The 21,250-nt window shown below is 64.4% G+C and carries 22 protein-coding genes; 12 read left to right on the forward strand and 10 right to left on the reverse strand.

Features of this window, described 5'->3' with window-relative positions; translation table 11 throughout:
* Positions 1-12 precede the first annotated feature (12 nt).
* Positions 13-732: a TetR/AcrR family transcriptional regulator gene (locus CH249_RS16510; RefSeq protein ID WP_045196172.1), complete on the forward strand. Its 720-nt coding sequence runs from the start codon at positions 13-15 to the stop codon at positions 730-732.
* A gap of 43 nt (positions 733-775) precedes the next feature.
* Here the strand turns inward: CH249_RS16510 and CH249_RS16515 are convergent, their stop codons facing one another.
* On the reverse strand, positions 776-1,612 hold the full coding sequence (locus CH249_RS16515; RefSeq protein WP_094683292.1) for an alpha/beta fold hydrolase: 837 nt from the start codon (positions 1,610-1,612) through the stop codon (positions 776-778).
* A 164-nt stretch (positions 1,613-1,776) separates the two neighbouring features.
* On the opposite strand from CH249_RS16515, the gene CH249_RS16520 reads away from it, so the two are divergent.
* From CH249_RS16520 to CH249_RS16540, 5 genes are all read left to right on the forward strand, one after another.
* Positions 1,777-2,769: an ABC transporter substrate-binding protein gene (locus CH249_RS16520; protein ID WP_094645523.1), complete on the forward strand. Its 993-nt coding sequence runs from the start codon at positions 1,777-1,779 to the stop codon at positions 2,767-2,769.
* The gene (locus CH249_RS16525; RefSeq protein ID WP_094683293.1) at positions 2,766-3,578 is read left to right on the forward strand and encodes an ABC transporter permease; all 813 of its coding nucleotides are present in this window, start codon (positions 2,766-2,768) and stop codon (positions 3,576-3,578) included. Before CH249_RS16520 ends, CH249_RS16525 begins: the two co-directional genes overlap by 4 nt.
* The gene (locus tag CH249_RS16530) at positions 3,575-4,348 is read left to right on the forward strand and encodes an ABC transporter permease (protein ID WP_143537921.1); all 774 of its coding nucleotides are present in this window, start codon (positions 3,575-3,577) and stop codon (positions 4,346-4,348) included. Before CH249_RS16525 ends, CH249_RS16530 begins: the two co-directional genes overlap by 4 nt.
* Positions 4,309-5,211: an ABC transporter ATP-binding protein gene (locus CH249_RS16535; protein ID WP_256988350.1), complete on the forward strand. Its 903-nt coding sequence runs from the start codon at positions 4,309-4,311 to the stop codon at positions 5,209-5,211. Before CH249_RS16530 ends, CH249_RS16535 begins: the two co-directional genes overlap by 40 nt.
* A gap of 106 nt (positions 5,212-5,317) precedes the next feature.
* Positions 5,318-6,478 carry an alpha-hydroxy acid oxidase gene (locus tag CH249_RS16540; protein ID WP_256980310.1) on the forward strand — a complete coding sequence of 387 codons (1,161 nt, stop codon included), beginning with the start codon at positions 5,318-5,320 and terminating at the stop codon, positions 6,476-6,478.
* A 3-nt stretch (positions 6,479-6,481) separates the two neighbouring features.
* On the opposite strand, the gene CH249_RS16545 is transcribed toward CH249_RS16540, so the two are convergent.
* Complete coding sequence (locus tag CH249_RS16545) at positions 6,482-7,057, reverse strand: GNAT family N-acetyltransferase (protein ID WP_094683295.1); 576 nt, start codon at positions 7,055-7,057, stop codon at positions 6,482-6,484.
* A 109-nt stretch (positions 7,058-7,166) separates the two neighbouring features.
* Here CH249_RS16545 and CH249_RS16550 point away from each other — a divergent pair, with 109 nt between their 5' ends.
* Both CH249_RS16550 and CH249_RS16555 read left to right on the forward strand, forming a co-directional pair.
* The gene (locus CH249_RS16550) at positions 7,167-7,655 is read left to right on the forward strand and encodes a nucleoside deaminase (protein ID WP_045196162.1); all 489 of its coding nucleotides are present in this window, start codon (positions 7,167-7,169) and stop codon (positions 7,653-7,655) included.
* A gap of 28 nt (positions 7,656-7,683) precedes the next feature.
* Complete coding sequence (locus CH249_RS16555) at positions 7,684-9,066, forward strand: alpha/beta hydrolase (RefSeq protein ID WP_143544517.1); 1,383 nt, start codon at positions 7,684-7,686, stop codon at positions 9,064-9,066.
* 11 nt (positions 9,067-9,077) lie between these two features.
* Here the strand turns inward: CH249_RS16555 and CH249_RS16560 are convergent, their stop codons facing one another.
* From CH249_RS16560 to CH249_RS16585, 6 genes are all read right to left on the reverse strand, one after another.
* Complete coding sequence (locus CH249_RS16560) at positions 9,078-9,830, reverse strand: ferredoxin reductase (protein WP_094645517.1); 753 nt, start codon at positions 9,828-9,830, stop codon at positions 9,078-9,080.
* Position 9,831: 1 nt separating this feature from the next.
* Positions 9,832-10,431, reverse strand: coding sequence for a sulfite oxidase-like oxidoreductase (locus CH249_RS16565; RefSeq protein ID WP_094683297.1), 600 nt, complete (start codon positions 10,429-10,431; stop codon positions 9,832-9,834).
* Between the two features lie 52 nt (positions 10,432-10,483).
* Positions 10,484-11,356 (reverse strand): helix-turn-helix domain-containing protein, encoded by an 873-nt coding sequence (locus CH249_RS16570; RefSeq protein ID WP_094645515.1) that lies wholly within the window; start codon positions 11,354-11,356, stop codon positions 10,484-10,486.
* A 156-nt stretch (positions 11,357-11,512) separates the two neighbouring features.
* Positions 11,513-12,559, reverse strand: coding sequence for an NAD(P)-dependent alcohol dehydrogenase (locus tag CH249_RS16575; protein WP_094683298.1), 1,047 nt, complete (start codon positions 12,557-12,559; stop codon positions 11,513-11,515).
* Between the two features lie 72 nt (positions 12,560-12,631).
* Positions 12,632-15,208 (reverse strand): AMP-binding protein, encoded by a 2,577-nt coding sequence (locus CH249_RS16580; RefSeq protein ID WP_094683346.1) that lies wholly within the window; start codon positions 15,206-15,208, stop codon positions 12,632-12,634.
* Between the two features lie 69 nt (positions 15,209-15,277).
* Entirely contained in the window at positions 15,278-16,570 is a 1,293-nt protein-coding gene (locus CH249_RS16585; RefSeq protein ID WP_094683299.1) for a competence/damage-inducible protein A, read from the reverse strand.
* A 91-nt stretch (positions 16,571-16,661) separates the two neighbouring features.
* Here CH249_RS16585 and CH249_RS16590 point away from each other — a divergent pair, with 91 nt between their 5' ends.
* Positions 16,662-17,069, forward strand: a complete 408-nt coding sequence (locus tag CH249_RS16590; RefSeq protein WP_094683300.1) for a DoxX family protein — start codon at positions 16,662-16,664, stop codon at positions 17,067-17,069.
* 209 nt (positions 17,070-17,278) lie between these two features.
* Here CH249_RS16590 and CH249_RS16595 read toward each other — a convergent pair whose 3' ends face one another.
* Positions 17,279-18,037 carry a hypothetical protein gene (locus CH249_RS16595; RefSeq protein WP_094683301.1) on the reverse strand — a complete coding sequence of 253 codons (759 nt, stop codon included), beginning with the start codon at positions 18,035-18,037 and terminating at the stop codon, positions 17,279-17,281.
* Between the two features lie 27 nt (positions 18,038-18,064).
* On the reverse strand, positions 18,065-18,220 hold the full coding sequence (locus tag CH249_RS27995) for a hypothetical protein (protein WP_176459362.1): 156 nt from the start codon (positions 18,218-18,220) through the stop codon (positions 18,065-18,067).
* Between the two features lie 117 nt (positions 18,221-18,337).
* Here CH249_RS27995 and CH249_RS16600 point away from each other — a divergent pair, with 117 nt between their 5' ends.
* The 3 genes from CH249_RS16600 to CH249_RS16610 all read left to right on the forward strand — a co-directional run bounded on the left by CH249_RS16600 (position 18,338) and on the right by CH249_RS16610 (position 21,174).
* Positions 18,338-18,985 (forward strand): hypothetical protein, encoded by a 648-nt coding sequence (locus tag CH249_RS16600; RefSeq protein ID WP_143544518.1) that lies wholly within the window; start codon positions 18,338-18,340, stop codon positions 18,983-18,985.
* Positions 18,986-19,112: 127 nt separating this feature from the next.
* Positions 19,113-19,772, forward strand: coding sequence for a response regulator transcription factor (locus tag CH249_RS16605; RefSeq protein WP_094683303.1), 660 nt, complete (start codon positions 19,113-19,115; stop codon positions 19,770-19,772).
* A gap of 1 nt (position 19,773) precedes the next feature.
* Positions 19,774-21,174, forward strand: a complete 1,401-nt coding sequence (locus CH249_RS16610; protein ID WP_256988351.1) for a HAMP domain-containing sensor histidine kinase — start codon at positions 19,774-19,776, stop codon at positions 21,172-21,174.
* The last annotated feature ends 76 nt before the right edge of the window (positions 21,175-21,250 follow it).

A 21,250-nucleotide genomic window follows, 5' to 3' on the forward strand; every position in this document is an offset into this window, starting at 1 on the left:
TATTCTTCGGTCATGACACGCGAGGACTCACCACGGGGATCGGCGCGCAACCCGCGTCGGGAGCTGGTCGAGAAGCAGATTCTCGACCAGGCCACGCGGTTGTTCGCCGAGAAGGGATTTGCCAGTACCACCCTGCAGGACATCGCGGACGCCACCGGTCTCACTCGGCCAGCGCTGTACCACTACGTAGCGAACAAGGACGAGTTGCTCTCGCGACTCATCAGCGAGAGCACCGAGACGCCGGCCGCTGTTCTGCACGAGATCAACGAGCGATCCGACCTCGGTCCCACGGAGAAGCTACGGAAGATGGCGACCGCGATCGCGTTGAATCAGGCCCAGAGCGCCGATCGCTTCAAGCTCATCATCAGATCGGAAGCCGATCTCCCCGAGGAGATGTCGCACACCTACCAGCAGAGTCGCCGGCACGTGCTCAAGGAGTTCGTGACGGTCGTCGAAAGTGGTGTCAAGGCAGGGGAATTCCGGCCGGTCGATCCGCGCACTGCGGCACTCGGCATCATCGGCATGCTCAACTGGGTCGCGTGGTGGCACCAGAGCGGTGACCCCGACGCCGATCGGAGCGTAGCCACTCAACTCGCCGACATGGCACTGCGCACCGTTGCTCAGGACAGCGGCAAGCCCGTCGTACCCGAGGGGCCCGAGCGGGCCATCTCGATGCTCCGCGAGGATCTCGACTACCTCGAACGCATCCTGGCTCGGGATCGAACCCAGTAGAGCGTGAGGAGGCCGTTTCGTGTCGACGGCTCGAATCGGGCAGTCATTCGCCTCGTAGAGCCTGATCGACGGTCGCTCCGACGGCCGCGGCACCGATCGAGGTCATGATCGTTCCGGCGTGATCGAGTCCCGGCATCGCGGTGATGGACGTCAGGTCGAGCGCGTCGACGATCTGGCTCGAGTACATCGGCGCGGAATCGGCGCCAACGCTCCACTGCGCGTGCAGGAATCGAATCGGCATCGTCAGTTCCCGGAACCGCGAGGCACCGAAGAAGACGTCCGTGGCGTCCGCGACGACCGCATCGGACGACAGCCGGACCGATCCGTCGACCAGATCGTGTTCGGCGTACGTCCGCAAGAGCGGATCGGCGGGGTCGAGTAGCGGCAACGACGTCGAGACCAGGAATTCGATGTAGTCGCCGATGTCGTTCCAGTGCTGCTGAGTTCGAGCGATTCTGTCCGCGAAGACCGCGGCAACGTTCTCCTGCGTGAGGCCGGCGGGCGGTGCCACCGGCACGCCCCCGTCGACGAGGACGAGACTCTTCACCCTGGACGGGTACCGGGCCGCGAACTCGACCGCCACGAATCCGCCCATCGACATTCCGCAGACGTGCACCGCGTCGAGCCCCAATGCGTCCAGGACGGCGTCGAGGTCGTCTGCGTGCTGGGCCAACGAGGACGGTCCCGCGACCTCGACGCTGTCACCTCTGCCGCGAAGGTCCGGGGCGACGAGTGTCAGGTGCGGCGACTCCGCGCGCAGCCAGCTCCAGAGCATGCGCTGGCTGGAAACACCGTGCACCACGAGGATGGGCTCGCTGGTGCCGGTGTGTATTTCGACGGCGAGGTGCCCGCCGGATACCGGTACTCGATCGATGGTCATGGTGCCGACAGTATGGGAAGCAGGCTTCGGACGGGATGGATTGGATCCCCACTGTGCACGTCGAAATGTGGATGGATCATCTGTATCGCAGTGTGGTCTCCGTCACTATCGTCACCTTTCGACGCTGCAGTAGGCAGCGGGACCGAGCCAACCGAAGGTGATCGATGATGACTCCACTGCGCCGACATGTCCGAACGCGATCGATTGCCGCGACCGCGGGGGTCCTCCTGGCGCTGACCGCGACCGCATGCGGTGGAACACAAGCCGCGCCTGCGGCGTCGGAGAACGGACTGACCACCGTCCGTCTCGGCAACGTGCAGTTGTCCGACTACGCCGCGGTGTTGCTGGGCGTGGACCAGGGCATCTTCGAGCGCAACGGATTGAACATCGAACTCGTCGACATCACGCCGGCGGACCTGGTCGGTGGTCTCCTCAGCGGTCAGGTCGACATGAATCCCAATACCGGTCCCGGCACCGTGATGGCGGCCGGAAAGGGGATACCCCTGGCTGTCGTCGGCGGCGTCTCCACCTTCGAAGCAGGCCCGGACGGACGCACCGGATCGACCCTGCTGGTCGAGGCGGGGAGTCCGATTCGCACTGCTGCCGACCTCGAAGGCAAGACGGTCGGAGTGAACCTGCTGGCATCGGCATCCGAGTACGGGGTCCGCGGTGTCGTCGACCAAGCCGGCGGCGACGGCAGCGACGTGTCGGTCATCGAGGTTCCGTTCTCCGCCATGGGCGAGTCACTCACCGCCGATCGGATCGACGCGGCGCTGGTCGGCGATCCCTACGCCAGCCTGCTGTTGAAGACCGGACAGTTCGAGGCACCGATGGGCGACCCCATTGAGCAGGTCTTCGGCCCCGCGCCCCGGGTCGTCGTCACCGGCACCCGCGACTACGTCGAGACCAACCCCGAGGTGGTCGACAAATTCCAGACCGCACTCGACGAGTCCGTGGAGTACGCCGACTCGCACCCCGACGACATGCGGGCCGCCATGGTCGAACATTTCGGCACGCCGGCCGACACCGTCGGGGACACGGGGTACCCGGCACTCGAAAGTCGCGTCGACGCAGCGGGACTGGACGACATCGCCACGATTCTCCGGGAGAACGGGGCGCTCGATTCCTCGGCCGACATCAGTGGGCTCACCCGATGACCAGTGCGGCGCTGCGCACCGCGCCGGTGCTCCGAGTGCGACCGGCGATGCCCTCCGCGGCGCAGAAGGCCATCGCTCCGGTGCTGCTGATACTCGGCTGGGCCGCCCTGTCGTCGTCCGGCATGTTCGCCGCGGACACGATTCCCGGGCCCGTTCCGGTGGCCGCGAGAGTGCTGGACATGGCGACGACGGCGACGTTCTGGACCGATATCGCGTCGACCGTGACCGGCTGGGCCTTGGGCCTGCTGTACTCGACCATCATCGCGGTGCCGTTGGGAATTCTGCTCGGGACGAGTGACTTCGCCTACCGCAGTTGCCGATTCGTCATCGAGTTCCTTCGATCGATTCCGACGTTGGGGATCATCCCTCTCGTCGCGCTCATCTACGGAACCACCCGTCAGACCGAGCTGACGGTGGTGGTGGCAGCCTGCGTGTGGCCGATCCTGCTCCAGACGATGTACGGGGTCCGGGACGTCGACGGTGCAGCACTCGAAGCGGCTCGGTCGTATCGCCTGAGCAGATTCCAGGTCATCCGCTTCGTCATCGTGCCGTCCGCTACTCCGTTCGTGGCCACCGGCTTTCGTATCGCCGCAGTGATGGCGATGCTCCTCGCGATAGGAATCGAGCTGTTGGCCGCAGTACCGGGAATCGGAAAGACGCTCGCGCAGGCTCAGATGAACGCGCAGATGGTCGATGTCTTTGCCCTGACTCTGGTGACCGCCCTCATGGGTGTCGCCGTGCTGTATCTGTTCGCCGCGGCCGAGCGCCGGCTGTGCCGCTGGCACCCATCGCAGAGGATTCCGTCGTGACCCGTATTCGTTCTATCGCCGTCGAGGCCTGGCTTCCGGTTCTTCTCGTCGGACTGTGGTGGTTCGTGTCGAGCAGTAGTTCCTCGTTCTACTTTCCACCGCTGCGCGAGATCATGACGCGGTTCGCAGACCTGTGGTTCTCCGATCAGTTCGCCGTCCACGTGGTGCCGAGCCTCCGAAACTTCGGCATCGGGTTCCTCCTCGGCGTGACAATCGGAATTCTGTGCGGGCTGGCGCTGGGTTCGATGCCGCAGACGCATCGTGCGCTGTCCCCGACACTCGAATTCATCCGAGCCACACCGGTTATCGCCCTGGTTCCGCTGACGATCGTGTTACTCGGCACGGACGTCGTGCAGAAGGTCGCCATCATCGCCTTCGCCTGCATGTGGCCGACGTTGCTCAACACCGTCGACGGAGTTCGCGCGGTCGATCCTTTGGTACGCGATGTCGCGAGGAGTTACCGTCTCGGCCGGTGGGATTCGAGCATGCGCGTGTTCCTGCGTTCCGCCACACCTCAGATCATCGCGGGAATGCGAACCAGCGTTGCCGTTGCAGTCGTGGCCATGGTGGGCAGCGAGCTGTTCGCCTCGTCCGAGGGGATCGGCTACTTCGTCCTGCAATCTCAGCGCACCTACGCCATGACGGACATGTGGGCAGGACTCATCATGCTCGGACTGCTGGGCTACGGACTCAATCTACTGTTCGCTCTATTGGAGAGAAGGACCCTTCGGTGGCATCGTCTACGACTCGAAACGACCGCAGCGCAGTGAACGAACACAGCGCAGTGAACGAACACAGCGCAGTGAACGAACACAGCGCAGTGAACGAACACAGCGCAGTGAACGACCGACCCGCGCCCGCGGTGGCCGTTCGGAAGCTGTGCAAGACCTACGCCGGTGCAACCAGGCCCGTGCTGGAAGACGTCGACTTCACGGTCGACGAACGTGAATTGGTCTGCATCGTCGGCCATTCGGGCACAGGCAAGTCGACGTTGCTTCGCGCCGTGGCCGGACTGACATCCGCAACGGGTGAGGTGTCGATCAACGGCACGAAGGTCGACGGCCCACCGACTGATCTGGCGGTCGTCTTCCAGGACTACGGTCGCTCGTTGTTGCCGTGGATGCGTGTCAGAGAGAACGTGGAACTTCCGTTGCGTCGGACCACGGGAAAGTCGGAGCGGCGTCGACGCGCCGAATCCGCCCTCGAATCGGTCGGACTCGAAGGCCGCGGTGACCTGTACCCGTGGGAGATGTCGGGCGGAATGCAGCAGCGCGCGGCCATCGCGAGGGCGCTCGCATTCGAGCCCCGGGTCCTGCTGATGGACGAGCCGTTCGCGTCCGTCGACGCTCAGACCCGTGCCGATCTCGAAGACCTGACGATGAAAGTGCAACGCGAGTTCGGGATGACGGTCATCATCGTGACCCATGACGTCGACGAAGCGGTCTACATGTCCAACAAGGTGATCGTTCTCGGCGGAGCCCCGGCATCGGTGACGGCTACCGTTCCAGTGCCACTGCCGGATGCGCGAGATCAGTTGAGCACCAAGAGTTCGGAACTCTTCGGTGCTCTGCGCATGGACGTACTTCGGCGCATTCGTCCCGACCTTGCCGGTCCGGCGATCTCGGTGGCCTGACCAGAACCGAACGAAAGGCGAATCGATGACGGACTCTGCCGACACGAACGGACCGCGGACACATCGGAGGCTTCCTCGTTGGCGAGAGGTGGCACCGTTTCTCGAAATGCGTGCGACGAGAGGCGATCCCGTCGACAGGCGTCTTTCCCGAGCGCACACCATCGGTGACCTCGCCGAGATCGCTCGTCGGCGCACCCCGCGTTCGGTCTTCGAGTACGTCTCCGGCGGTGCCGAGGGCGAGGTCGGCATCGAGCGCGCTCGGGCGGCGTACGAACGAATCGAGTTCAGACCGCACGTGTTTCGAGACGTGAGCGCAGTCGATACCTCGACGTCGATTCTGGGTCGGACAGCGACGCTACCGTTGATCCTTGCCCCCACCGGTTTCACCAGAATGATGCAGCACGAGGGCGAAACTGCGGTGGCACGCGCGGCAGCGGCGGCCGGTGTGCCGTACGCGCTCTCGACGATGGGTACCGCAACGATCGAGGATGTGACGAGTTCGGCACCGACCGGTGCCAACTGGTTTCAGCTGTACCTGTGGAAAGACAGGGCGGCCAGCCGGGACCTCGTCGAACGGGCGGCGCAGGCGGGGGTCGACGTACTCGTTCTCACCGTGGACACACCCGTTCCCGGCAACCGTCTGCGCGACGTGCGCAACGGTATGACGATCCCGCCGACTCTGAACGTGCGAACCCTGGCCGACATGACACGGCACCCCAGCTGGTGGCTGAATCTGCTGACCACCCAACCGCTCGAGTTCGCAAACCTGACGTCCTTCGAGGGTACCGTCGGTGAGCTGGTCAAGAGTATGTTCGACCCCGCACTCACGCTGGCCGATCTCGAATGGTTGCGCTCCGAATGGCCGGGAAAGCTTGTGGTGAAGGGAATTCAGGACGTCGCCGACGCGCGTGACGTCGTCGACGCAGGCGCCGATGCGCTGGTGGTGTCCAATCACGGAGGTCGCCAGCTGGACCGCGCACCGACGCCTCTCGAACTTCTCCCCGAGGTGGTCGATGCGGTCGGGTCCGGCGTCGAGGTCTACGTCGACACCGGAATAACGACCGGTTCCGATCTGATAGCCGCGGTGGGGTTGGGAGCCACGGCTGGGATGGTGGGGCGCGCGTATCTGTACGGGCTCATGGCCGGCGGACAGAGAGGTGTGACATCCGCCCTCGACATCTTCCGATCGGAGGCAACCCGGACGATGCAGTTGATGGGTGCACAGACGCTGACGGACCTTCGGGGGCGGGTGACACTGCGGAGGTAGGCCTCAGCGGCGAAGATCTTTTCGCATGATCACCCGTGGGATACCGCCGGATACAGACGTCGTCTCGGCTGCGAACTCGAAGCCCGCCGACTCGAACAACCCGCGGGTGCCGACGTAGGCCATCGTGAGGTCGACTTTCGCACCCTTGTTGTCCACCGGATAGCCCTCGATCGCGGGAGCGCCGTGATCGGCTGCGAACCGAACCGCGCCGTCCAGCAACGCATGCGCAATCCCGCGTCGGCGGTGTCCGGCCTTGACTCGGAAGCACCAGACCGTCCAGACCGGTAGATCGTCGAAGTGCGGAATCTTGTTGGACCGCGCGAACGGTAACTCCGAGCGTGGCGCAACCGCAGCCCAGCCGACTACCTCGTCTCCGTCGTAGGCCAGCACGCCCGGCGCGACTTTTCGACGGGTCAGCTTCTCGACGTACGCGGCGCGTTCCGGGCCGACGAGTGACCTGTTGGTCGCGGAATCGATGCGGTGACTCAGGCACCAACACACCGACGAGGTCGGATTCTTCGGGCCGAGAATCGCACGCACGTCCGCGAACGACGTCGCAGGCCGTACCGAGAAGCTCACCCGCCGACCATACCCAGCGGCGGTGCTGTACTACTGGTCCAGCAGGCGGTGCGTTTCGAGACGGTACGGTCGAGGGCGTGAAAACGTCGATCGTCGGCACCGGTGCCGTGTGAACATCTCCGCGAGCGACCGTGCATTCCTGGCCCGGGCCGTGGATCTGGCAACGGACGCAGTGCGAACGGGCAACGATCCGTTCGGCTCGCTGTTGGTGTCGGACAGTGGTGAAGTGTTGGCCGAGGACAGGAACAGGGTCGGCGACCTGAACGATCCCACCCAGCACCCCGAGATCGCACTGTCGCGGTGGGCTGCGACCAACCTGGACGCCGATCAGCGTCGATCCTCGACGGTCTACACCTCCGGTGAGCATTGCGTGATGTGTGCTGCGAGCCACGGAATCGTCGGACTCGGTCGCATCGTCTACGCCACATCGACGGCTCAATTGCTCACGTGGCTCGAAGAATTCGGTGCTGCACCACTGGCAATCACGGCGTCGCCCATCGAACAAATCGTGCCGGGCATAGTTGTGGACGGTCCGGTGGCCGAGTTCGGCGACACCGTTCGCGAACTGCACAGGCAACGTCACGCGTCTGCTCGGTAGCGCACTCGCGAACGAAGAGGGGAAGACTGTGCCGGACGGCATCGAGGGCGGATCAGCGCGTCGTCCGAGAGCGATGACGACTGCGCTCGCGGCCACCGGCGGCGTCGGCGTCGTACTCGCGTGGCTCGAGTTCGTCCTCATCCGGCGGCAGCTCGCGGTGGGATTGTGGGTCATCGCCGTGGCTGTCGTGTCGATCGCTCTGGTGCGCGTGTCCTGCGCCGGTAAGCCCGCCGCGCTGGGAACCGCGCTCGGCGGTGTCGTCGTGGTCGCTCAGGCGGCATGGTTGGTGACGGGCCTTCACGCACTGTGGGTCACGACCTTGACCGCGGCAACGGCGCTCGGCTTCTTCATGCTCGCGTCGGCATGGGCAGGCCGTTCGAGGGCCTCCAGGCGGAGGGTGGCCACCGCAATCCCGGTCGGCGTCGCTTCAGCTGTTGCATTGCTGGTCTCGGCGGTGGTCGTCGGCACGGCGGCCAGTCCGGCTCCGCTGATTCGATCCCTGCATGCAGTGGGGCAGAGCAATTCCTTCGAGGCCGACGCCCGGACTGCGACGACAGTGGTCGACGGTGCGCGCCTCACCAACGACGTCGAATACGGCTCGACGCTTCCGAATTCGTTCCTCGACATCTACATCGCCGACAACGATCCATCGGTCAGCCGGCCCACATACATCACGATTCACGGTGGTGGCTGGATCGTCGGCGACAAAACCGATGGTGCTCCCAGCGCAGATTCCGGCGGTGCGTCGTGGGCCGGCCCCATGCTCGACGCCGGCTACAACGTGGTGTCGGTGAACTACGCGTTCGCACCGAGTTACCGATTCCCCACGCAGACAATACAACTGGGCCAGGCCATACAGTTCCTGGAAACGAACGCCGACCGTTACGGACTCGACATGAATCGCGTCGTGCTCGCCGGAACCAGCGCGGGTGGTCACATCGTGGGCAATTACGCCACCGTGCAGACCAACTCCGAGTACGCGCGAGCACTGGGTATCGAACCCACCATGGACCGAAGCGCTCTGAAGGCGATCGTGTTCGAGAGTGCAGCCCTCGATGTCGCTAGAGCGGGCGCACCGCAATCACCGAGCCCGTCGAACGGCTTCTTCTTCGACATCGCCGCCCGAAGCTATCTCGACACCACCGACACCGCACTGCTGGCGGAGGCGAACGTCATCGACAATGTCACCGCCGACTTTCCACCGAGTTTCATCTCCGACGGCAACACCGGGACTTTTCCCGACCAGGCAGCCGAACTGAGCGCCCAGCTCGACAGAATGGGCGTCGCCAATCGCCTGAACCTGTACAGCAAGAATCAGGCGAGACTCGACCACTCGTTCATGTCGGTTGATTCACAGTGGACCGACGACTACAGCCGCCTCAAGATCGAGTTCCTCCGCGGCATCGTCTGATTCATCGCCCTTCAGCTCGGTCCGAAACGTTCCGTTCGGATGTTCGCGGCCGAGTGGCCGCGCTCCACCAGCATGTCGGCCACGGTGTCGACGAAGCTCGTGGGACCGCAGATGTAGCAGCGTGGTTCGAACTCCGCCGGCCATCCGTGGGCGTCGAGGTCTTCGATCGTGATGCGGCCGAGGGGGCGTGCGTTACCTGCAGGAGCGCGCCGCGTGTGGATCATGGTGATGTCCACGCCCGCCGGAGGGCGAGCCCACTCGTCCGCGAAGTAGACCTCCGCGGGCTCGCGCACCGAATACAGCACCCGGAACGGCACCCGTCCACCCGTTGCGGACGCCTGCGCGCGGACCATCGCGCGGAGCGGGACGATGCCGGAACCGCCACCCACCAACAGGATCGGCGGGGACGGTCTCTCGGAGGGCTGGGACGGCCGCCAGACGAACCATCGGCCCACCGGACCGCGGATTTCGATGCGATCACCGGCTTCGACGACGTCGACCAGGTAGGGCGACACCTCGCCGTCCGCGACGTTCTGCACCGCGATCTCGATGCGCGACGTGCCGTCGGGTGCCGACGCCAAGGAGTAGCTTCGCTGTGCGCTGTAGCCGTCCTCGGCGGTGAGCTTGACGTCCACATGCTGCCCGGCAAGGTGGCCGGGCCAACCGTCGACGTCGAGAACGAGGGTGGACGCAGTGGGTGTCTCACGCCGCACGGCCGCCACCGTGGCAACGAGCCAGGGTTTCGCCCCGGCCGCCGATGTCACGTCAGTCGCCCTGGTATCGCTGCTCGCGCCACGGATCTCCGTAGTCGTGGTATCCACCACGCTCCCAGAAGCCTTGCTCGTTCTCCACCGTGAGCTCGATGCGTGAGATCCATTTCGCGGATTTCCAGAAGTACAGATGCGGAACGAGAAGCCGTGCGGGACCGCCGTGTTCGCGAGCCAGGGGAGCGCCGTCGAACTCGGTGACCAGCCAGGCCTTCCCATCCCTGAGGTCTTCGAGCGGGAGGTTGGTGGTGTAGCCGTCGAAGCCGTGCACCACGACGTACCCGGCATCGGTGTCGAGTCCGTCCAACAGAACGTCCAGGCTCACGCCATTCCACGTCGTATCGAGCTTCGACCACTTGGTGACGCAGTGGATGTCGACGGTCGGGCTCTCGTGCGGAAGTGCCGCGAATTCGTCCCAGGTCCAGCTGCGAGTGTCGCCGCGTTCGGTGGCGATCGAGAAGGACCACGTGTCGGTCGCGACCACCGGCGCGGGCCCGATCGCGAGGACGGGAAAGTCCTTGGTCAGGTACTGACCGGGGGGAGTGCGCCCGTCGTCGCCGCGTCGTCGGCCCACGAAGCCCTTCGAGATCAATGCCATGGTGCCAAATTGTGCGCTCGTGGTCGGGAGTCTGACAAGTCGAAGCACCGAACTACGTCTGCGCTTTTGTATGTTCTGCTGCCCATGATCCAAGGAGGCGAATGCGCTCCGCGCTCGGCGAGCCTGGCTCCGCGGTATAGATCATGAGGAAGGATCCGGGATCAGCGGTGATCGCAAGCGCCTCGTACGCGAGGTGGACCTCGCCGACGACCGGGTGGTTGAAGCGCTTCATGCCCGCCCCGTGGGTCCGAACGTTGTGGGCACCCCACAACTTTCGGAATGTCTCGTCGCGCGTGGAGAGTTCACCGACGAGGTCTTGGAGTCCTTTGTCATGGGGGTCGCGGCCTGCTTCGGCGCGCATGATGGCCACGCACATTTCTGCGAAGGTATCCCAGTCGGGGTAGAACTCTCTGGACGACGGATCCAGAAACTGGAATCGGGCGAGATTGGGTGTTCGTCCACCGTCCCCGATCAACGGAGCATAGAACGCTTTTGCGAGTTCGTTGGTCGCCAAAAGGTCTTGACGTTGATTGCGAACGAAGGCAATTCCGTCCGTTATCGAGTCGAGGGCCCACTGGAGGCTGATCCTCTGAGTTGCAGGGCGCGCAGCCTTCCGTCGCGGACGTCCTGAGGTCGGGACGCCGTCCACGGCTCGGGCGAGGTCGAGAAGGTGTGTGTGCTCGGTGTCGTCGAGTTGTAGTGCGCGCGAGAGTGCGTCGAGTACGGACGCCGATGCACCCCCGATGGCACCGCGCTCGATGCGCGCGTAGTACTCGACGGACAGTCCTGCGAGTGCTGCGACTTCACTTCGTCGTAGTCCGGGGACTCTGCGACGGTTGCCTCCGCCCGTGATCCCGGCCGCATCCGGGGTGAGCCTGGCTCGACGCGTCATGAGGAACTCGCGCACCTCGGCCTTGGTGTCCATGCGTTCAAGGGTAGGACTGTCCGACGAATCGAGCGATGCCCTGCTGATACACCCTTCAGGACGACAGGCCGGCCGAATCCCGATGCAGAAAGACCGCCGTTGCCAGCACATCGCGTGCGTGCAACGGCGGGCTAGTTCTGCCCTGTCCTGCGGTGATCAGACCAGGGTCGAGGTATCGATGACGAAGCGGTAGCGAACGTCGGAGGCGAGCACCCGCTCCCACGCGTCGTTGATCTTGTCGGCAGAGATCACTTCGATGTCGGCACCGAGATGATGCTCGGCGCAGAAGTCGAGCATTTCCTGAGTTTCGGCGATCGAACCGATGGCCGAGCCGGCAAAAGTCCTGCGGTGGGGGATGAGCGAGAAGATCTGCACCGGAAGCGGTTCCGCAGGAGCACCGACGTTGACCATTGCGCCGTCGACGGCGAGCAAAGACAAGTGGGCGTTCAGGTCGATCGAAGCGCTGACGGTGTTGATGATCAGATCGAATGTGGACGCGAGTTTCTCGAACGTATTGAGGTCGCTGGTTGCGTAATAGTGGTCCGCTCCCAGTCGGAGTCCGTCCTCTTGCTTCTTCAGCGACTGCGACAGCACGGTCACCTCGGCTTCCATGGCGTGGGCGATCTTGACGGCCATGTGGCCCAGTCCGCCCATGCCGACGATAGCGACCTTCTTGCCGGGTCCGGCTCCCCAGTGGCGGAGGGGTGAATAGGTGGTGATGCCGGCGCACAGCAGGGGTGCGGCGGCGTCGAGCGCGATGCCGTCGGGGATCTTGACGACGAAGTGTTCGGTGACGACGACCTGCTGGGAGTAGCCGCCCTGGGTGGTCGTGCCGTCGCGGTCGGTGCCGCCGTAGGTCTGGATGTTGCCGACGAGGCAGTACTGTTCGAGTCCCTTGACGCACTGGGCGCATTCGCCACACGAGTTGACCATGCAGCCGACTCCTACTCGATCGCCGACGGCGTGCTTGGTGACGGCGGATCCGACCTCGGCCACTGTTCCTGCGATTTCGTGGCCGACGACCAGCGGGTATGGCACCGGGCCCCACTCGCCTCGTGCGGTGTGTATGTCGGAGTGACAGATTCCCGCGAACTTGATGTCGATCCGGACGTCGTGCGGTCCGACATCGCGGCGCTCGATGGTGGAAGGAGACAGGGGCTGATCAGCTGCGGTTGCGGCGTATGCCTTTACAGAAGTTGTCATGACTCGATCCAACATGGGCAGACCGGGCCGAAACAGTCTCTGGTGAGAGGTGTACCGAAAAGGCACCCCTCGTCAGACCTCGTCGTCGAACGTCAGAATACGCGCCCGCCCTCGTGCTACCGGCGGGGTCCGATCGTATCGTCGAACCCGAGACGCGATTCGACGGCGGAGGGAGAATACGAATTCGACCGCCTGCCAGTACAGAATCCCGACGACGATCGACAGGGCGAATGCCATCCAGGGATGGTCGTCGCGCAGCGGCAGATAGACCTGGAAATGGGTGAGGTAGATGAAGAGGGAGGCGCTCGCCAGAACTCCTGCCACTCGGCCCAGCAACGCGGGGAACGGAACCGACGACAGCCATACCACCATGCACAGGCCGATGGTGACGATGATTTCTCGTTGCGTGTCTCCGAAGAAGAACCCGGGAACCGTGGCCGCGATGGCTACCGTCACCCACAGTCGTTGCCGAATCGTATTTGCCTGCGCCGCAGCCCAACCCAACGCGAACAACCAGAAGACCACCGACGCGGTCAGGATGCGGTTGGGGCTGTCGTCGATGTCGACCAGCCCGTACCGGGTGAGGAGTCCGAGGCCCACGAGACCCATCGGGAACCAGAACGCGTGACGACGTTCGAGCCGATCGAGCCACGGAACGGACAGTGTCGCGGCAGCGGCGAGCACGATGTACACGATCGCCTCGACGAACCAGTATCGCCATTCCGCGGACCACCCGTCCGGGCCGAGGATCCCGTTGAGCAGAAATGCACTGGTGATTCGATAGTCCCCGGTGAGGGCAATGACGAGTCCGATCCACACCATGCTGGGGATTGCTATCCGCGCGACGCTTCGGAGCACACGTCGTGTTCGTTCGGTGCGATCTGCGGCCCCGAGGTGAAAGCGGGCGAAGTTGTAGCCAGCAATGCCGAGTAGCACGTGAGCCCCGCCGAGTACCGCGAACAGGTGAATGTGCGAGCCGACGATCAGCAGGATCGCGAGGGCGCGCAGTAGAACGTTCGTCTCCACTCGGTGCCAGCCTCGGCGTGAGCGCGGACCTCGATCGAAGTCTCGCACCGGTGTGGTGTGCCAGTTCTCGGGCAGATGGCCGAGCATGGCCTCCAGCCGCAGGGACATTCGGACGTACGACAGCGAGTCACCGCCGAGACTCACGAACGTGCTGTCGTCCTCCACCTGTGAGCAGTGCAGGATCTCGGCGAACAGAGCCTTCACATCGGCGGTAGGTGGGACGGTGTCCGATGTGACGAGATCCTGCCGGGCAGCGATGTCCGCCACCGCTCGCAGATCGGGTTTGCCGGTGGGCGTTCGCGGCACTCGGTCGACGAGACACACCCGAACCGCTGCAGCGGGAAGACCACTGGTGTCCGCGGCTGTGCGGCGGACGGCGTCGATGTCTCCGCCCTCCATGACGACGACCAGCTCGTCGACACCACCGGCGCAGCATGCCGTGAACCCATGTTGCGCGAGCGCTGACTCGACGCGCTGCAGGTCGATACGCAGGCCGAAGACCTTCGCGAATCGACTTCGGCGGCCCACCACCTCGTAGAATCCGTCGTCCGTGAGTCGCGCGAGATCGCCGGTGTGCAGTTCGCCGGCGAGGGTGTCACCGAGGCGAAGGTCGTCGGGACTCTCGGCGTAGCCGAGCATGACGTTCGGCCCCGAGTAGACGAGTTCGCCTGTCCCACTGGGACAGTCGTCGACCGTCTCCAGTCGGAAGGCTCCCCCGGGAATCGGACGGCCGATGGTGTGTGGGTGAGTGACGGCCAGATCGGATGGCAGATAGGCCATTCGGGCCGTTGCCTCGGTCTGCCCGTACATGACGAAGAGGTCCCATCCCCGACGTCGACCGAGCTCTGCGTATTTTCGGACGCGGTCCGGCGGCATCTTGCCGCCGGCCTGCGTGATGTAGCGCAGATCGGGCAGATCCAGCTGATCGAACCCCATCCGGTCGAGCAGATCGAAGGTGTACGGCACACCCGCGAACGTCGTTCCGCGCTGAGTCCGCACGAGGGTCCAGAAGTCGGGATCGGTGACGGACGAATCGGTCAGAATCAACGCGGCACCGCGTAGGAGGTGGCTGTGCACGACCGACAATCCGTAGCAGTAGTGCATGGGCAGGGTCGTCACTGCTCGGTCGGTGCCGCGGATGCCGAGATATTCGGCGATCGACTCGGCGTTGGACTGCACGTTTCGGTGTGAGAGTCGGACGAGTTTGGGTGAACCGGTGGAGCCGGACGTGCTCAGAAGCAACGCGAGGTCGGGGTGCAGGTGGCGCGCGGGCCGTCGGTCGTCCTTGTCGACGACGCTGCGGCCGTCGAGGGTGCGCACCACCACATCGGGCCGGTAGGCGTCGATCAGGCCGTCGAAGTGGGCGGGATTCTCGCCTGGAGCCATCAGCACCGGATGCCCGGCCCGCAGCGCCGCCAGATACGTGACGAGAACGTCGACGTCGTTGGAACCGGCGATCACCACGAGACGACGCGTCGTTCCGAGTTCCGATGCCCGATGCTCGACGCGTTCGTCGAGGTCACGGTAGGTGAGCGTCTCGTCGGTCGTGATCAGAGCGGGGGCGTCACCGAAGCGGCCGAGGTCGCGCGCGAAGCGCACGCCGGGGCGGTCGAGGTAGGTCATCTCGCTGAGCACCGACGGAGTCTATATAAGGAATGCCGAACCTAACTAGACGGCAGTGCGCAGCATGCTTCAGGCGTCGGTCGCCGGCTCCAATGCGTCGGCGAGCATGTGCATTGCCGCGGTGGTGGACAGTGCACGCACACTTGCCCGGTCGCCGGGGAGATGAAGGGTGCGGGTGACAGTCGGTTGGCCGGTGGAGGCGATGGCAAAACAGACGGTGCCGACCGGTTTTGCCTCGGTGCCCCCGCCCGGGCCTGCGACGCCACTGGTCGATACCGCGATGTCGACATTCAGTCGGTTCAGCGCTCCCTCGGCCATCAGCGCAGCCACCGGCTCGCTCACGGCTCCGTGTTGCTCGATGACCTCTGCGGGGACGTCGAGCAGGCCGGTCTTGGCCTCGTTGGCGTAGGACACCACCGCGCCGATGACGTACGCCGACGATCCTGCGCGATCGGTGAGACGTGCGGCGATCATCCCTCCGGTGCACGATTCTGCCGTGGCGATGCGATGCCCGGACAGACGGTGTGCCACGATGTCGTCGATTGTGGAACCGTCGGTCGAAAAGACCTGTGTGCCATGGATTTTTTCGATGAGACGTTCGAGATCGGCGTAGGCAGTTCTCGCCGACTCGGTATAGCGGGTCACCATTTCGAGCTCGCCGAGGCTCAGACAGGTGGTGATCTCGAGATCGTCGAATCCCGTGATCTCGCTTTCGGCTGTCCGCAGCGTTGCGGCGAGGTCGGCCTCGGACAGTCGATAGCCGCGAATGGTGTCCTGACGCATGTGCGTGCGGCGTGCGAGAACCTCGGCGACGGGTGCGCTGTCGAGTGCCTCCGGCCACATCGCCTGCAGTTCGCGAGGTGGGCCGGGCAGGATGAGGACGGCGGGCAGTGATCTGGCGTCGTCGGCGGGTATCGCGACCCCGGGTGCGGTTCCGGTCGGTGAAATCGACTGCGCGCCGAGGGGAACCATCGCCTGCTTTCGGATACCGGCGCGCAGCGGCTCGGAGTCGGCTGCAGAACTCATTCGGCTTCGCCACCGCTGCACGATCGCGTGGATGCGATCTTCGAGCTCGGTGTCCAGTGTCAATTCGCGACCGTACAGCGCGGCGACGGTCGGGACGGTGAGGTCGTCGGCAGTCGGACCCAAACCGCCGGTGGTGACGATCAAGTCGACGCGTTGATCGGCCAGGAACCGAACCTGCGCCGTCAGATCGTCCGGCCGATCACCGCAGACGGTGATGTGTGCGACGTCGACCCCCATCTCCAGAAGTCGCTGGGCCACCCACGGGCCGTTCCGGTCTGTGACGCGACCGGCCAGAACTTCGGTTCCCGTGACCACCACACCTGCTCGCACAGTCATCCCTCGACCTTACTGACTGGGGCGCGGGCGATGACTTTTGCGGTTGGCCCGGGTCCAACACGTGACATCTACCGCTACCGAGGAGACAGCCATGACCACCACCCACACCCCGGCACCGGGGAAGATCGCCCCGCGGATCGGCCTCGTTCTACAGATCCTCGTGATCGTCTTTCTTCTGTTCGACGCGATCAGCCACATTCTGAATCTGCAGGTAGTGAAGGACGCGTCGGTCGACCTCGGCCTGCGCGACGAGATGGCGCCGATCACCGGCATCGTCATGCTCGTCATCTTGGTTCTCTACGCCGTTCCCGTGACGTCGATTCTGGGTGCCATCGTGCTCACCGGCTATCTCGGCGGTGCGGTGCTGACCAATTGGCGTGTCGAGAAGCCGCTGCTGAGCACGGTGTTCTTTGCGATTTACGTGGGTATTGCGGCGTGGGGAGCGCTGTACCTACGGGACGAGCGGGTTCGCAGCATCATTCCGTTGCGCCGAACCTAGAGCTCTCCGCAAACGCGCGCGCGTTCGCTCGGGTGGCCGAGCTTCTCCCTGTTCGCCGCAAAAGCGCGCGCGTTCGCCGAATGCTCGCGGAATCGTCGACGAACTTGCGCGCGCCTGGCGAATGCGCGCGCGTTTGCCGCGACTTCGTTGTCCACGAGTCGAACTCGGGCAAGCCGGCCGTGCAATTCGAGCTCGAGTCCGGCCACCGGTCAGGTTCTTTCTTCCGCGCGGCCACCGCCCGTGAACAGATGGTCGTCCATCCGAGCGTCGACGGCGATGATCGCCAGGTCGAGGTCCGGTGCTGTGGTCGATCCGTCGCCAGGAGAGCCGACGTAGGCGCAGATGCCGGTTTGGACGTCCAGTCGCACGGTTTCCGGTGGTCCCGGGACCCAGTGGTCCGCCTCGAAGTCGTAGCGCCCGCTCAGCAGAGCACAGCACTCGCATCGGGCGTCGTATCGGTTCGTCGTGACGACAGTCGCCTGCCAGGCCGGTCGGCCGTGATGCTCGACGGCCCTCACCTCGGACAATTCCGTCACCGTCTCGGTGGACGAATGATCGTGAGCAGAGCGGGTGAGTTCGATCGGGTTGAGCATGGCGATCCACTGGTAGTTCTCGTAGAACGGATCGTCGTAATCCACGAGCCATGAATCGGTGATGGACGGTAGAGCAGACACTAGGCCGTCGGAGTCGAACGTCGGTGAAGTGTCCGACGGCCAACGCCCCTCCGCCGGACTACATGCACCGTTCGAGTACTGCACGACCGTGTCGGCGAACGGCACGCCAGCGCACACTCTTTCGACAACCTTGCCCTTGGCGTCCTCCACGCGCATATTTCCAGGACGACGAATCCATGCGTGAACCGGCAGTGTGTGGCGAGAAGGTAGGAGCTCGAACTCGACGGTCTTCCACCGCCACGGTGACGACTGCGCCAACCTGCGGAACTGTTCGACGGACGGGTTCGTGATCACGTACCGATCATGCCGTCGACTCGCGGTTCAGTTCTGCACGTTTCCGTTCTCGGGAGGGTGTGGCACGTTCTCGTCGTCCACGTGTGCGCCCTCGACCGCGTCTGTTTCGGCGGTGTGCTCGCGTGGGCCGTCGTTGCTGCCTTCGGACGGAACTGCATCGCTTGCGTCGGTCGGCATTGTCATGAAGTCTCCACAGGGTCGGGGCGAGGAGTCGCCATAGGTTGGACAATGTGGGTGTGCCCCAGTGAGCACAGAATTACACCCCGCGACACGCATCGTTCCGAAAATGACAAGGACCGTATGACATCGACAGGCGTACGGGGCTCGGTATGGTCGACGGTTGCAGTGATCGTCGGGATTGTTGCTGTCGGCACGGTTGTTGCCGGACTGCTGCACGAACCGCAGCCCGACCCGATCACGATTCCAGGTTGCGCGGAGGTCGTTCAGCCCGAGGACTCGGTGCGAGTGAACTACGCATTCGCCATCGAGGGCGACGCCGACAACTCCGAAGTGCCGTGGAGATTCGACTCCAAAGCACAGTCGATGACCGATGCCCTGATCGCGACACTTCCCACCGGAGCGACCGTCGAACCCGAACCGTTCGCACCGACCTTCGGCTTCGACGCGGGCGCAGTACGGCAGTCGCTCGACGGCGAGGCCGACGCGCTCGGAACGGTCACCGTCGGCAACCGGACCGGCACGCTGACAGTCACCGTCGGATTGTCCGATCAGCCCGCTGGTCCGTGCTTCGCGGGCTTCGTCGACCAGCGGTCGACGCAATCAGACGGAACTGTGCTCGACATCCAGGACAGCACGCACACGACTCGCGTCGTTGCGAGCGCGATCGACGGCACCCGAATCGATGTGAACGCCAAGGGTGTACTGACGCTCGAGCAAGTCATCGATATCGCTCTGGCACCCGGCCTTCGCGCAAGCACACCTGCCTGACGAACTGGGTGCTCCCACGGGCCGCAGCCGTGCGTCCACTACCGTCACTCACCGGCGGCATCCCGCGGATGACACCCGATGGTGAACAGTCACGTCCGCGCGCGTCCAGTGGCCTATCTTGAGTTCGATGCGAATAGCTGTGGTGGAGGACGACGACGGACTCGGTGATGCGTTGGTGGACGCGTTGACCGAGGTGGGGCACACGCCTGTCCGCATGCGCCGCGGTGCCGACGCCCTGCTCGGCTATCACGAGATGGATGTCGTGCTGCTGGATCTCGGACTGCCCGACATGGATGGCCTCGACGTTCTTCGAAAGCTCAGGACGCTGAGTTCGGTTCCGGTGGTGGTGCTGACGGCGCGAGACGACGAGCGCTCGGTGGTGCGGGCCCTGCGCGGCGGTGCCGACGACTACGTCGTCAAGCCGGCTCGATTGGGTGAATTGCACGCGAGACTCGAGGTGGCCGCGCATCGCCGAAGCGCGGCCACCGAACCCACGGCCGACAGGCTGACGCTCGGTGACATCGTCGTCGATCTCTCCGGCCGTGCCGTCGAAGTCGGCGGACGCGCTGTTGCGCTGACCACCAAGGAGTTCGACCTGTTGGCTCATCTCGTGACGCGACGCGGTGAAGCAGTGAGCCGGGAACAGTTGATGGACGCCATCTGGGGTGACGCCTACGTCGCGATCTCACGAACGCTCGACGTACACATGACGGCGTTGCGTTCCAAGCTTTCTCGCCCGGGTGCCATCGTCACGATCCGCGGCTTCGGCTACCGCTGGGATACCTGACGTGCGGCGGCGTGTCCTTTTGGTGTTGATGATCTACTCCACCGTGGTCGTGCTTGCTCTGTCGGTTCCCCTCGCGCTGTTGGTCGGTCGCGAACGAGCCCAACGATTCGGCGAGAATCGGGCCGCCGCAGCATCGTTCTTTGCGGAACTCAGCTCGCGAGAAGACGAATCCGGTGTAGCCCGTATCCGAGAATCGGTGCAGCGCTACAACAGTCTGTACGACGAGGGAGTTGCCGTCGTCGATCGCACCGGAGGGGTGCGGGCGGAATCAGGCCTGGACGTGCAGCGTGTCGACGTCCAGCAGTCGGTGGCAGGAGCGCTGCGCAATCAGCGCGGCGACCTACCGTCGAGTCTGACGCCGTGGTCGGATTCCTCGGTGTTGATTGCCGCCCCGGTCGGTGGGGGAACGCAAGTGGACGGCGCAGTGGTGCTAGAGGCGTCCACCGATTCTGCGCGCAGGGACGTCGCGATTGCCTGGGTGGTCATCGCTGTCGGTGCCATGCTGATCCTCGCGACGGTCGCGGTGATCGCTGTTGCGTTGTCACGCTGGGTCGTTCGTCCGCTGTGCGCATTGTCCTCGCGAGTCCATTCGTTCGGCGACAAGTTCCACGATCAGGTGTCGGTCGAGGGGTCGCACCGACTCGAGCCGGTGCCCTACGTCGGGCCACCGGAGGTGCGTGAGCTGTCCAGTGCCTTCGAGGCCATGGCCGACGACGTCGAGGCCGCCACCGCTGCGCAACGTCGATTGGTGGCCGACACCGCCCACGCTCTCCGGAACCCACTGGCAGCATTGCGAATTCGGATGGACGTGCTGGGAATGCGGGTGCCGGATTCGGCGACCGATGCGCACCGGCGGACCACACTCGAGGTGGATCGTTTGAGCTCCGTGGTGGAAGGTCTGCTCGTTCTCGCAGCTGCCGAAACCCCGGCGAGCACCCGGTCTCCCGGCTGCGATCTCGGTGCGGTTGTCGCAGATCGAGTCGAATTCTGGTTCAGCACGATAGTCGTGGCGGGAATGACCGTTCACGTCTCGGAGCCGGCTGCCGATGCGGATTGTCGCGTTGCGATGTCGGAGGACGACCTGACTCGAATTCTCGACGCTCTGCTGAGCAATGCAACCAAGTACGCCGGCTCCGGCTCCGGCATCGAGATCGACTATCGAAGCAGTGATGCGGACGTCACGATGTGGTTGTCCGACAACGGACCGGGCGTGCCCACTGACGAACTCGGCAAGGTCGTCGATCGGTTCTATCGAGCGTCCGGTTCGCACGGCGACGGTACCGGTCTGGGTCTGTCGATCGTCCACGCCCTGACCGAGCGAGCCGGCGGATCCCTTCGGGTCATGGAGCGTCGGCCAGTGGGACTGCGGATCGAACTGCGCCTTCCGAAAGTCGTTTCCTAAGGGAGTGTTAGGAATTCCGAAACGGCTTGGTTCCGGGCTGTGCTTGCCGTCACAGTAGGGAGGCTTCGGTTGCCGA

This window comes from Rhodococcus sp. 05-2255-3B1, from assembly GCF_002258545.1.
Taxonomy (GTDB): domain Bacteria; phylum Actinomycetota; class Actinomycetes; order Mycobacteriales; family Mycobacteriaceae; genus Rhodococcoides.